General features: G+C 72.2%; 12 protein-coding genes and 5 tRNA genes. 10 read left to right on the top strand and 7 right to left on the bottom strand.

Features of this window, described 5'->3' with window-relative positions; all coding sequences use genetic code 11:
• Positions 1-19 precede the first annotated feature (19 nt).
• Positions 20-1,252, top strand: coding sequence for a uroporphyrinogen-III C-methyltransferase (cobA, locus tag ACFYZJ_RS22910; protein ID WP_388570824.1), 1,233 nt, complete (start codon positions 20-22; stop codon positions 1,250-1,252).
• Positions 1,253-1,315: 63 nt separating this feature from the next.
• Positions 1,316-2,134: a TrmH family RNA methyltransferase gene (locus tag ACFYZJ_RS22905; protein ID WP_388570822.1), complete on the top strand. Its 819-nt coding sequence runs from the start codon at positions 1,316-1,318 to the stop codon at positions 2,132-2,134.
• 77 nt (positions 2,135-2,211) lie between these two features.
• Here ACFYZJ_RS22905 and ACFYZJ_RS22900 read toward each other — a convergent pair whose 3' ends face one another.
• Entirely contained in the window at positions 2,212-3,522 is a 1,311-nt protein-coding gene (locus tag ACFYZJ_RS22900; RefSeq protein ID WP_388571208.1) for a serine/threonine-protein kinase, read from the bottom strand.
• Between the two features lie 197 nt (positions 3,523-3,719).
• Here ACFYZJ_RS22900 and ACFYZJ_RS22895 point away from each other — a divergent pair, with 197 nt between their 5' ends.
• The 4 genes from ACFYZJ_RS22895 to ACFYZJ_RS22880 all read left to right on the top strand — a co-directional run bounded on the left by ACFYZJ_RS22895 (position 3,720) and on the right by ACFYZJ_RS22880 (position 5,971).
• Positions 3,720-3,995: a hypothetical protein gene (locus tag ACFYZJ_RS22895; RefSeq protein ID WP_388570820.1), complete on the top strand. Its 276-nt coding sequence runs from the start codon at positions 3,720-3,722 to the stop codon at positions 3,993-3,995.
• A 199-nt stretch (positions 3,996-4,194) separates the two neighbouring features.
• Positions 4,195-4,401 carry a hypothetical protein gene (locus ACFYZJ_RS22890; protein WP_388570818.1) on the top strand — a complete coding sequence of 69 codons (207 nt, stop codon included), beginning with the start codon at positions 4,195-4,197 and terminating at the stop codon, positions 4,399-4,401.
• 269 nt (positions 4,402-4,670) lie between these two features.
• The gene (locus ACFYZJ_RS22885; protein ID WP_388570816.1) at positions 4,671-5,594 is read left to right on the top strand and encodes a phosphotransferase family protein; all 924 of its coding nucleotides are present in this window, start codon (positions 4,671-4,673) and stop codon (positions 5,592-5,594) included.
• A gap of 86 nt (positions 5,595-5,680) precedes the next feature.
• The gene (locus ACFYZJ_RS22880; RefSeq protein WP_388570814.1) at positions 5,681-5,971 is read left to right on the top strand and encodes a zf-TFIIB domain-containing protein; all 291 of its coding nucleotides are present in this window, start codon (positions 5,681-5,683) and stop codon (positions 5,969-5,971) included.
• A gap of 45 nt (positions 5,972-6,016) precedes the next feature.
• Here the strand turns inward: ACFYZJ_RS22880 and ACFYZJ_RS22875 are convergent.
• The 5 genes from ACFYZJ_RS22875 to ACFYZJ_RS22855 form a co-directional block, all read right to left on the bottom strand.
• Positions 6,017-6,088 (bottom strand) — tRNA-Val (locus ACFYZJ_RS22875).
• Between the two features lie 34 nt (positions 6,089-6,122).
• Positions 6,123-6,194 (bottom strand) — tRNA-Val (locus tag ACFYZJ_RS22870).
• Between the two features lie 19 nt (positions 6,195-6,213).
• A tRNA-Val gene (locus tag ACFYZJ_RS22865) sits at positions 6,214-6,285 on the bottom strand.
• 1 nt (position 6,286) lies between these two features.
• Positions 6,287-6,360 (bottom strand) — tRNA-Cys (locus ACFYZJ_RS22860).
• Positions 6,361-6,398: 38 nt separating this feature from the next.
• Positions 6,399-6,471, bottom strand: a tRNA-Gly gene (locus ACFYZJ_RS22855).
• Positions 6,472-6,651: 180 nt separating this feature from the next.
• On the opposite strand from ACFYZJ_RS22855, the gene ACFYZJ_RS22850 reads away from it, so the two are divergent.
• From ACFYZJ_RS22850 to ACFYZJ_RS22840, 3 genes are all read left to right on the top strand, one after another.
• Positions 6,652-7,707 carry a chorismate-binding protein gene (locus tag ACFYZJ_RS22850; protein WP_388570812.1) on the top strand — a complete coding sequence of 352 codons (1,056 nt, stop codon included), beginning with the start codon at positions 6,652-6,654 and terminating at the stop codon, positions 7,705-7,707.
• 100 nt (positions 7,708-7,807) lie between these two features.
• Positions 7,808-8,629: an aminotransferase class IV gene (locus ACFYZJ_RS22845; RefSeq protein ID WP_388570811.1), complete on the top strand. Its 822-nt coding sequence runs from the start codon at positions 7,808-7,810 to the stop codon at positions 8,627-8,629.
• Positions 8,630-8,681: 52 nt separating this feature from the next.
• Positions 8,682-9,506, top strand: coding sequence for a GNAT family N-acetyltransferase (locus tag ACFYZJ_RS22840; RefSeq protein WP_388570809.1), 825 nt, complete (start codon positions 8,682-8,684; stop codon positions 9,504-9,506).
• 12 nt (positions 9,507-9,518) lie between these two features.
• Here the strand turns inward: ACFYZJ_RS22840 and ACFYZJ_RS22835 are convergent, their stop codons facing one another.
• Positions 9,519-10,043 (bottom strand): DsbA family protein, encoded by a 525-nt coding sequence (locus ACFYZJ_RS22835; RefSeq protein ID WP_388570806.1) that lies wholly within the window; start codon positions 10,041-10,043, stop codon positions 9,519-9,521.
• A 245-nt stretch (positions 10,044-10,288) separates the two neighbouring features.
• Between ACFYZJ_RS22835 and ACFYZJ_RS22830 the strand changes: the two genes are divergently transcribed.
• Complete coding sequence (locus tag ACFYZJ_RS22830) at positions 10,289-10,732, top strand: hypothetical protein (protein ID WP_388570805.1); 444 nt, start codon at positions 10,289-10,291, stop codon at positions 10,730-10,732.
• The last annotated feature ends 144 nt before the right edge of the window (positions 10,733-10,876 follow it).

The raw sequence follows: 10,876 nt of genomic DNA, 5'->3' as shown, positions 1-10,876 counted from the left end.
CACGAGGAGCCGCACCTCCATGGCCGAACACCCCCCGTACCCCGTAGGGCTCCGTCTGAGCGGACGCCGCGTCGTCGTCCTCGGCGGCGGCCAGGTCGCCCAGCGCCGCCTCCCGGCGCTCATCGCGGCAGGAGCGGACATCGTTCTGGTCTCCCCGGAAGCGACCCCCTCGGTCGAAGCCATGGCGGACTCGGGCGAGATCACCTGGAAGAAGCGCCCGTACGAGGACGGCGACCTCGCGAACGCCTGGTACGCCCTGATCGCAACCAGCGACCCGGAAGCCAACTCCCGGGCCTCGGCGGAGGCCGAGGCGCACCGGGTGTGGTGCGTCCGCTCCGACGACGCCGACGCGGCCACCGCCTGGACCCCCGCGACCGGTCACAGCGAGGGCGTCACGGTCGCCGTGCTCACCACCGAGGCAAGGGGCCGCGACCCCCGGCACACCGCCGCCATCCGTGACGCCGTGGTGGAGGGGCTGCGCGACGGCACGCTCGTGGCCCCGCACCACCGCACCCGCACCCCCGGTGTCGCACTGGTCGGCGGCGGCCCCGGCGACCCGGACCTGATCACCGTCCGCGGCCGGCGCCTCCTCGCCGAGGCCGACGTGGTCATCGCCGACCGTCTCGGACCCCGCGACCTGCTCGCCGAGCTCCCGCCGCACGTCGAGGTGATCGACGCGGCGAAGATCCCGTACGGCCGTTTCATGGCCCAGGAGGCCATCAACAACGCGCTGATCGAGCACGCCAAGCAGGGCAAGTCGGTGGTACGGCTCAAGGGCGGCGACCCGTTCGTCTTCGGCCGCGGCATGGAGGAGGTGCAGGCGCTGGCCGAGGCGGGCATCCCGTGCACGGTGGTCCCGGGCATCTCCAGCTCGATCTCGGTCCCGGGCGCGGCCGGTATCCCCGTCACCCACCGCGGTGTCGCACACGAGTTCACGGTGGTCAGCGGTCATGTCGCCCCGGACGACGAACGCTCGCTGGTCGACTGGGCGTCGCTGGCGAAGCTCACCGGCACACTCGTGATCCTCATGGGCGTCGACAAGATCGGGAAGATCGCCGGGACGCTCGTCGCCCACGGCAAGGCCCCCGACACCCCCGTCGCCCTGGTCCAGGAAGGCACCACGGCCGCCCAGCGCCGGGTCGACGCCACCCTGGCGACCGTCGCGGAGACCGTACGCGAGAAGGACGTGAAGCCCCCTGCGGTCATCGTCATCGGCGAGGTCGTGACGGTGGGGCCGCGGCCGGTCGAGTAACCCGGGGTAACACGTCCCGTTCCAGCCGTTGGCACCGCTCCTTGGACAAGGCAGTATCACCCTGTGGCCGATCTCATCACCGTTGAGGATCCCGACGACCCGCGCCTCACCGACTACACGGGCCTGACCGACGTGGAGCTGCGCCGCAAGCGCGAGCCCGCCGAGGGCCTGTTCATCGCCGAGGGCGAGAAGGTCATCAGACGGGCCAAGGCGGCCGGTTACGAGATGCGTTCGATGCTGCTGTCCTCGAAGTGGGTCGACGTCATGCGCGACGTCATCGACGAACTTCCGGCCCCGGTGTACGCCGTCAGCCCGGAACTGGCCGAACAGGTCACCGGCTACCACGTGCACCGTGGCGCGCTCGCCTCCATGCAGCGCAAGCCACTGCCGACGGCGGACGAGCTCCTCGCCGCCGCCCGCCGGGTTGTGATCATGGAATCCGTGAACGACCACACCAACATCGGCGCGATCTTCCGCTCCGCCGCCGCCCTCGGCATGGACGCGGTCCTGCTGTCGCCCGACTGCGCCGACCCGCTGTACCGGCGCAGCGTGAAGGTGTCCATGGGCGCGGTCTTCTCGGTGCCCTACGCGCGCCTCGACACCTGGCCGAAGGGCCTGGAGTCGGTCCGCGAGGCCGGCTTCACTCTCCTCGCGCTCACCCCCGACGAGAAGGCGAAGACCCTCGACGAGACGGCTCCGCACAAGATGGACCGGGTCGCGCTGATGCTCGGTGCGGAAGGCGACGGCCTGTCCACCCAGGCGCTGGTCGCCGCGGACGAATGGGTCCGCATCCCCATGGCCCACGGCGTCGACTCCCTCAACGTGGGCGCGGCGGCCGCGGTCGCCTTCTACGCGGTCGCCACGGGCCGCCCTCAGCCGTAGCGTCCTCTCCGACGCGGCTGTGCTGCGTCGCGGCGCCCGCCCGGGCTGTGACGGCCGCCGAACGTCCGCCCGTCCGGTCAGCCGTCCTGGTCGAGCACGCTGTGGTACTGCTCGGCCATCAGGTCGCCGGTCAGGGGGGCGTACGACTGCTCCGGTCGTACGTCCTTGCGCAGGCGTCCGTCGTCCAAGCCGCGCGCCGGCCCCTGACACCCCTGGGCCGCCGCGATGCCCAGCGCCACCAGCAGCGTCACCACCACGAACACGAAGATCCGCTGGCGCAGCAGTCGCGGGTTGGCCGGGCGCCGCCCGGTCCCGGTGGTACGGGGCGCCGGCCGCCCGGCGCCACTGCGCGGTGCGGGACGGCCGCCGGAGCGGGTCGAGGTGCCGCGCTGCGCGGGCGTCGGACGCGATCCCGGCCGGGAGCCGCTGCTGCGGGGCGGGGGAGTGCCCGGCCCCTGCGGGCGGCGCACGGTGCGCTGCTCCGCGTACTGCTGAGCGAGCCGCCCCGACGGCCGGTCCACCTCGCCGCGCCGGTCGGCCGGTCGTGCGTCCGTGAGGCCCTGGCTCTCCCGGGCCGCGATCTCCTTGAGCCGAAGCGAGAGTTGGAGGGTGCTCGGCCGTTCGTCGGGGTCCTTCGCGAGACAGGCGCGAACGAGCGGAGCCAGGGCGTCCGGCACGCCGTGCAGCTTCGGCTCCTCGTGCACCACGCGGTAGAGCATCACCTCGGAACTGCCGTGTCCGAAGGGCGAGTCCCCGGTCGCCGCGTACGCCAGCGTGGCGCCCAGGGCGAACACGTCCGTGGCGGGCGTGACCGCGGCCCCGCGCACCTGCTCGGGGGCGAGGAAGCCGGGCGAACCGACGGCCGTCCCGACGTGGGTGAGCGTCGAGGCACCGGTCGCCCAGGCGATGCCGAAGTCGATGATCCGGGGCCCCTTCGGGGACAGCAGGATGTTCGACGGTTTCAGGTCCCGGTGGACGACCCCGGCCTCGTGCACCGCGACCAGACCCTCCGACAGTGCGGCGCCGACGGCGGCCACCTCGGCTGCCGTGAGGGGGCCCTCCTCGGCGACCTTGTCGTGCAGCGACGGCCCGGGCACGTACTGCGTGGCGAACCACGGACGTTCCGCCTCCAGGTCGGCGGCCACCAGCCGCGCCGTACACCCGCCACGAATCCGCCGTGCCGCCGAGACCTCACGTGCGAACCGCGACCGGAACTCCTGATCCTCCGCGAGATCCGGCCGGATCACCTTCAGCGCGACCCTCTGGCCCCGCTTGTCGGAGCCCAGGTAGACGACGCCCATCCCGCCCGCGCCGAGCCGCCGGTGAAGCCTGAACGAGCCGACGACACGCGGGTCCTCACGCCTCAGGCGCATCATCGCCATGTCCATCCCCGCTGCCCGGTCCGTTTGACGAGCCACAGCTTACGTTTCCACGGCCGGGTGCGCGCAGAGGCCGCGCCCTCACGCCCCGATCGATTGTCAGTGCCCGGTGGGAGACTTGAGAGGTGGTCAGGGCAGGCGCGAACAGGACCGTTGAGCGCCGTCCATGATCCCAAACGCCCAGCTGGGGAAGGGGGATTGAACCCGTGAAGGGTGATCGTGTGGAGATAGTCGTGGACGCGGGGGACACGACGCGTACGTACGAGGTGGTGGCGAGCAGGGCGGGCCGCCGGGTGGAGACGGCGGTGCGCAGGGGGGTGGTGGAAGTGAGCGAAGTCACGCGTTCCGGCACGGTCGTGCGCACCGCCCGCTTCATGGCGAACCGGGTGCTGGCGCTGGTGGAACAGCCGATACCACGGGAAGACGGATCGGAGCAGAAGGGACGCACCGGGCGCCCCCTCCGGGAAGACCCTGAGACCTAGGACCTCGTCTCCACCCAGGGGAGTACGCCGCAGGTCATCGCTCCTCCTCCGGGAGGCCAGGCAATCGATACGAGGGCATGACGACCAAGGGGCGCCGGAACCCTAGATTTGAGGTCAAGCGGCGGGTGCAGCACTCGTCCCCCGAGGTCAGACACCCGCCGCTGCCAACGACAACAGCACCACGGTCAGGAGAGGGACCATGGCCCACACGGCACCGCGGACACTGATCCGTACGCAGGGGCGCAGGGCGTACACCGCGTTCGGCACCCCCCGCCCGGGCCGCCGCCACCCCCTGGTGGCGACCGCGATGGTCCTTCCCCTGGCGGCCCTGCTCGTGTACGCCTTCGGCGGCTGGGATGCAGTGGTCACACAAGCGTCGTCCGTGGGCGTGATGCTGGGGCGCTGAGCGGCGCCCCAGGCCCGGAAGAGCGGTCCGGGCGGGGACATCCACCCATGCAACCCCGTGGGGACGGGGGTCCGACGGACGGCACCGACGCCCGCGCAGCTGGGGAGCTGCGCGGGCGTTTTTTTGCGCCTGGACCGGCGCCGCTTTCGCGGACCTGGTTCTCGCCGTCGCGGTTCCTCACCTGGTGGTCGCTGTGGTCTTGGGGAAGGACCAAGGCTCCGGTGTGGTGCGTACGCTCGGGGCGAGTGCCGTGCTGCCCAGGGAGACCCGTGACCGCCGACATACTGCCTGCCCTGACCGCCGAGGTCCGGCGTGCGGCTCATCCTCGGGGAGGAGGCTGTGGGCATCATCCGGACGCCGTGCTGGCCGAGCGGGAGGACGGCACGGTGGTGCGGCACGGTGACACGGTCGCCAAGGCGCATGCCCCGGGTACGGACCTCGGGGAGTTCTCCCTCCGTCTCGGGATCGCCGCCGACCTCCCCGAGATCTTCCTGGCGCCCCTGCGCTCCACACCCGCCGACCTCCACGGCCGCTCGGTGACCTTCTGGCCGTACGGCACCGCCGTGGATCCCGACACTCCGGACGCCGCCCCCTGGGAGGCCGCCGCCACCCTTCTCGCCCGGCTGCACCAGGCGCCCGCCCCCACCGGGCTCCCAGCCATGCGCGGCCCCCTGAAGGCCGCCCGTGCCGTCCAGCGCCTCCACGCTGTCCGCCCTCATCCGGCTGCCGCGAGCGTCCTCGCCGCCTGGGCCGCCCTGCCCGCCTGGGCCCGGGCCGAGGCGCCCATGCCCTCCGCGCGCAGTCTCTGCCACGGCGACCTCCACCTCGGCCAGCTCGTACGTCACCCCGCGGACACCGGCCCCTGGCTCCTCATCGACGTGGACGACCTGGGTCTCGGCGAACCCGCCTGGGACCTGGCCCGCCCGGCCGCCTGGTACGGCTGTGGTCTGCTTCCCCCGGACGAGTGGGCCCGGTTCCTCGCCGCGTACCGCCGGGCGGGTGGGCCGGGGGTGCCCGCCACCGGCGACCCCTGGCCCGCCCTGGACGTTCCCGCCCGCGCACTCACCGTGCAGACGGCCGCCCGGGCCGTCGTCAAGTCCGTCGCCGCGGGCCGCGCCTTGGACGAGGTGGAACAGGCCGTGGTCGACGCCTGCGCCCGAATGGCCCGGATTTCGCCGCAGTTGGCGCAGTGACCCGCGCCGCGGCGTGCAACCGACCGGGTCCGCGCCGAGTCTCTGTCCGGCGAAGCCCCACCGACCGGCGAGGAGTTGAGCCGAGCATGCAGTGTCCGAAGTGTCACGCGCCGATGCACACCTACAACCGCAACGGCGTCCAGATCGAGCAGTGCAGCGGCTGCCGCGGCATCTTCCTCGACTACGGGGAGCTGGAAGCGCTCACCCGCCTGGAGGCCCAGTGGGCGCAGCCCGCCCCGCCGCCCCCGCCGGCGTACCCGGCCGCTCCCGCCTGGGGTGCCCCGCACGGCGGCCACCACGAGGGCCATCACGGGGGCCACGGCCACTACGGCCACCACCGCCACAAGAGCTTCGGCCACATGCTGTTCTCCAGCTGAGCCCACGAAGAAGCCCCCGGCCGCTCGGCCGGGGGCTTCGATGCGTGGACGATACTGGGATTGAACCAGTGACCTCTTCCGTGTCAGGGAAGCGCTCTCCCGCTGAGCTAATCGTCCTCGGGACCGCGATCCGAAGATCACGGGCACTGCGTGCGCGATACTGGGATTGAACCAGTGACCTCTTCCGTGTCAGGGAAGCGCTCTCCCGCTGAGCTAATCGCGCGAGGGATCCGAAGATCCAGTGGACGATACTGGGATTGAACCAGTGACCTCTTCCGTGTCAGGGAAGCGCTCTCCCGCTGAGCTAATCGTCCTTGGAGGTGGAGACGGGATTTGAACCCGTGTAGACGGCTTTGCAGGCCGTTGCCTCGCCTCTCGGCCACTCCACCAGGAGTGCGGGGGTCGGGAAGATCCCCTGCTTCCTACGAGCGGACGACGAGGCTCGAACTCGCGACCTCAACCTTGGCAAGGTTGCGCTCTACCAACTGAGCTACGTCCGCTTGTCGTTTGTCGGTCCGCCTGCGCGTCCCGGCGACGTGTTGAACTCTAGCGGATTCCCGGGCCAGTACAAAAACGCGTTTGCGCAGCGTGCTGCGCTGCACCTGGTCAGGGGCACGGCCGGGGCACCCGGCAGGACACTCCCGGGCCACCCGCAGGACACCCGCCCTAGACTCGGCAGCGTGTCCGACCTGCCTCCTCTCGCCCGCTTCGGCGACCGCGTCGCCACCGGTCTCCTCGATGTCACGGGTGACCCGGCCGCCCTCGACTCCACCGGCTTCTGGGCCGTCTGCGCGGACTACGAGGGGCGTCTGACCTGCGCCCGCTTCGCGGACGTACGGAAGGAGCCGGTACCCGCGCCCGTCCCCGGCGGTTGGCGGGGGCCCGAGGCCGGTGACTGGACGTCCTCCCTCGACCGCGACGCGTACACGGCGGGCGTGCGCCGGATCCGGGAGCACATCGCCACCGGGGAGGTCTACCAGGTCAACCTCTGCCGTGTGCTGTCCGCGCCGGTCGACCCGGGCGCCGACGTGGACGCCCTGACCGCCGTGCTGGCCCGCGGCAACCCCGCCCCCTACGCGGGAACGATCCGCCTGCCGGAGCACGGCGTGGAGATAGCCACCGCCTCCCCCGAACTGTTCCTGCGCCGCGCCGGCCGCACCGTCGAGTCCGGCCCGATCAAGGGCACCGCCCGCACCGAGGCGGAGCTGCTGGAGAAGGACTACGCGGAGAACGTGATGATCGTGGACCTGGTCCGCAACGACCTCGGCCGCGTCTGCGTCACCGGCAGCGTCACCGTGCCCGACCTGTGCGCCGTCGAGAAGCACCCCGGCCTCGTGCACCTCGTCTCCACCGTCCGCGGCGAGCTGCGCCCGGACGCCGGCTGGCCGGAGCTGCTCGCCGCCGCCTTCCCGGCCGGTTCGATCACCGGCGCCCCCAAGTCGAGCGCGTTGCGGATCATCGACGCCCTGGAGACCGCGCCCCGCGGCCCCTACTGCGGTGGCATCGGCTGGGTCGACGCCGACCGGGGCGTGGGCGAGCTGGCCGTCGGCATCCGCACCTTCTGGATCGACCGGGGCGCCGACGGCCCGGCCGTCCTGCGGTTCGGCGCGGGTGCCGGCATCACCTGGGACTCCGACCCGGAGGGCGAATGGCGCGAGACCGAGCTGAAGGCCGCCCGGCTGCTCGCGGTAGCGTCGGGGGAGTACCGGGACGTTCAGGACCTGGGTCCGGAATGACCCTTCATGCGCGGCACACGTCCGGGGCCCGGCGGCGCGGCCACGGGCCGGACGACGCGTCGCACGACGCTTCCGCCACGATCTTGCGAGGTAAAGACCAGTGAAGCTCTGGCTCGACGGTGGGCTGCAGGACATCGAGTCCGCCCGTGTCTCCGTCTTCGACCACGGACTGACCGTCGGCGACGGCGTCTTCGAGACCGTCAAGGCCGTCGAGGGCCGGGCGTTCGCACTGACCCGCCACCTCGACCGGCTCACCCGCTCCGCCCGCGGCCTCGGCCTTCCGGACCCGGACCTCGACGAGGTCCGCCGTGCCTGCGCCGCCGTCCTCGAGGCCAATCCCATGCCGCTCGGGCGCCTGCGCATCACGTACACCGGCGGCCACGGCCCGCTCGGCTCCGACCGCGGCGACCAGGGCCCCACCCTCGTCGTCGCCCTCGGCGCGACCACGCGGCGCCCCGACTCCACGGCCGTGATCACGGTGCCCTGGACCCGTAACGAGCACGGCGCCCTGACCGGCCTCAAGACCACCTCGTACGCCGAGAACGTCGTCGCGCTCGCCCGGGCGACCGGGCAGGACGCCACCGAGGCCCTGTTCGGGAACACGGCCGGGCGGCTCTGCGAGGGCACCGGGTCGAACGTCTTCGTCGTGCTCGACGGGGAGATCCACACCCCGCCGCTCGCCTCCGGTTGTCTCGCCGGCATCACGCGCGCCCTGACCGTGGAGTGGACCGGCGCCAAGGAGACCGATCTGCCGCTGGACGTCCTCGAACACGCGGACGAGATCTTCCTCACCTCCACGCTGCGGGACGTGCAGGCCGTGCACCGGGTCGACAGCCGGGAACTCGCGGGGGCGCCCGGTCCGGTGACCGCGAAGGCCATGCGGATCTTCGACGAGCGGTCCGGGAACGACCTGGATCCGTGAGCCCGGGAAAATCCGGCTGACGTGGGTCGCCGCCTCGGGTAGAACACCCGTGATGACCACGACCCTGCGGCCGACCGAGCCGCTTCAGCACCACGCCGACGGGACGCGCTCGCGTCGTTACGAGGTGTGTGTGAACAGCCGTCCCGTCGGTGCGATACACCTCGGCACCTCGCCGTCCTTCGGCGACTCGGTGGCCCGCATCATCGACCTGCGCATCGAGGAGCCCGACCGCCGGCGCGGCCGGGGCACCGTGGCCGCACTCGCCGCGGAGGAGGTGGCGCGCGGCTGGGGCTGCCGGCAGATCGAGGTCATGGTCCCCGCTGACGCCCGGGCGGCACTGCGGCTCACCGAGGCGCTCGGTTACGTCCTGCGCAACCGCGGCATGGAGAAGCGGCTCGGCGACACCCCGCCCCCGCTGCCCGCCGGCAGCCGCGCACGCCCCATGACGGAGGCGGAGTTCGCGGCCTGGCAGGAGTACCAACGCGAGCAGTACGCCCGCACGTGGATCGAGCGGGGCGTATCCGAGGCCGCGGCGCACGCCAAGGCACGACGCGACCACGAGCAGCTCCTGCCGCAGGGCTTGCGCAGCGAGGGCATGACGTTCAGCGTGCTGGAGCACGAGGGCACGCGTGTGGGCACCCTGTGGCTGGCGGTGCGCGAGGACAAGGCGTTCGTCTTCGACGTGGAGGCGGACGCCGCCCACCGCGGGCGGGGCCACGGCCGCACGCTGATGCTGCTGGCGGAGGCCCAGGCGCTCACCGCCGGCCTGCGGGTCCTCGGACTGAACGTGTTCGCGGGCAACACCCCGGCCGAGCGCCTCTACGAGTCGCTCGGCTACCGGACGACGCAGTACGCCCTGTACAAAACCCTGCTGTAGGACCTGGCCGGGTCAGGCCCCCTGCTCGGCCAGCAGCCGGTCCGCGATCTCCTCGATCCGCTCGCGCAGCCCCTCCTGGCTCTTGCCACCGTCGAGACGCTCGCCGCCGATCACATAGGTCGGAGTCCCGGTCACGCCGATGGCCTTGCCCTCGGCCTGGTCGGCGTCGACGATCAGGATGTGCCGGCCGTCGATCAGAGCCGTGTCGAACTCCTCGGCGTCCAGCCCGAGTTCACGGGCCACCTCGATGAGGATCGCCTCTCCCTCGCGGTCCAGCTCCTCGACCCGGCCGAGCACGGCCTCCACGTACGGCCAGCCCCGCCCCTGTGCCAGCGCCTCCTCGGCGGCCTGCGCCGCGGCGAAGGCGTGCCGGTGCTTCTCCAGCGGGAAGTGCCGAAGCCGCAGCTCCAGCCGGTCGCCGTAGCGGTCGCGCAGCGCGCGCAGATCATCGAGGGCGGTACGACAGTCGGGGCACTGGAGTTCGCACCAGACGTCGAGGACGGGGGCGGCGACGCGGGCTGGGGAGGAGTCACTCATGGTCACAGTCTCCCAGCACCCGCGACGGCCCCCAAACGCGATCTCCGCACCCAGGGATGGAGGGTGCCGAGCGCCGGTCAGGTCAGGGGTGGAGACGGGTGCGCACCCTGGGGAGGAGCCGACCCCGAGATGTCCCCAAGATGTCCCTGAGGTGTGTCCGGACCGTGGCCCGCGGGGCGTGGGGCGGTGCAGGATGGAAGGGACGAACCCTCCCACGCCCGACCGATGTCCGCCTGGAGGACCGGATGATTGCCGAGACTGTCTGTTCCGCCGTCTCCGCGGCCGGCCTCGGCATCGCCGCGGTCACGGCCTTCCGCAAACGCTTTCTCGCGGCGGCCCGTCTCGCCGCGTACGCGCTCGTGCCCATCGGTCTGGTGATGACGGGAGTGGTGGGCTGGCTGGCCGACACCGCGTTCAGCCCGACGGCATGGGCGGGTTTCGGCGTGCTCGGGGTCGCCTGGCTGCTGTTCGCGACCACCCGGGCCGTGGAACGCAGGCGCGGCGGCACCCGCAAGGAGCGCAGGGCGGCGCGTGCCGCGCGGCGGGAGGCGGTGGCTCCCTCGTCCTCCACGCCGGCGCTCGGCACCGGAGGGCCTCCGGCGGTCCGTCCCGCGGCGGAGCCCCGGGCGGCCGCGCCCACGGACGACTTCAGCGATATCGAGGCCATCCTGAAGAAGCACGGAATATGACGCCTTCGCCCGGTGCCGACCGGATGGAAGCAGCGGAGCGGTCGGGTCACGGCGCCTTGGCGATCAAGGGTGAGCACGCCTAGATCATCTTCGTTCCGCACCTCGCGGAATTGGCGAACACATCGTCATCCCGTGCGTGTTGAT

It is taken from the genome of Streptomyces sp. NPDC001848, assembly GCF_042891915.1.
In the GTDB taxonomy this organism is placed as follows: Bacteria; Actinomycetota; Actinomycetes; order Streptomycetales; family Streptomycetaceae; genus Streptomyces.
The sequence above is the reverse complement of the archived record's forward strand: the minus strand, read 5'-3'. Positions and strand labels throughout refer to the sequence as shown.

Excerpts from the sequence above, each read along its gene's own strand:
- ACFYZJ_RS22835 (WP_388570806.1), bottom strand. The coding sequence starts at position 10,043 with ATGAGTGACTCCTCCCCAGCCCGCGTCGCCGCCCCCGTCCTCGACGTC.
- cobA (WP_388570824.1), top strand. The coding sequence starts at position 20 with ATGGCCGAACACCCCCCGTACCCCGTAGGGCTCCGTCTGAGCGGACGC.
- ACFYZJ_RS22900 (WP_388571208.1), bottom strand. The coding sequence starts at position 3,522 with ATGGACATGGCGATGATGCGCCTGAGGCGTGAGGACCCGCGTGTCGTC.
- ACFYZJ_RS22840 (WP_388570809.1), top strand. The coding sequence starts at position 8,682 with ATGACCACGACCCTGCGGCCGACCGAGCCGCTTCAGCACCACGCCGAC.
- ACFYZJ_RS22830 (WP_388570805.1), top strand. The coding sequence starts at position 10,289 with ATGATTGCCGAGACTGTCTGTTCCGCCGTCTCCGCGGCCGGCCTCGGC.
- ACFYZJ_RS22880 (WP_388570814.1), top strand. The coding sequence starts at position 5,681 with ATGCAGTGTCCGAAGTGTCACGCGCCGATGCACACCTACAACCGCAAC.
- ACFYZJ_RS22890 (WP_388570818.1), top strand. The coding sequence starts at position 4,195 with ATGGCCCACACGGCACCGCGGACACTGATCCGTACGCAGGGGCGCAGG.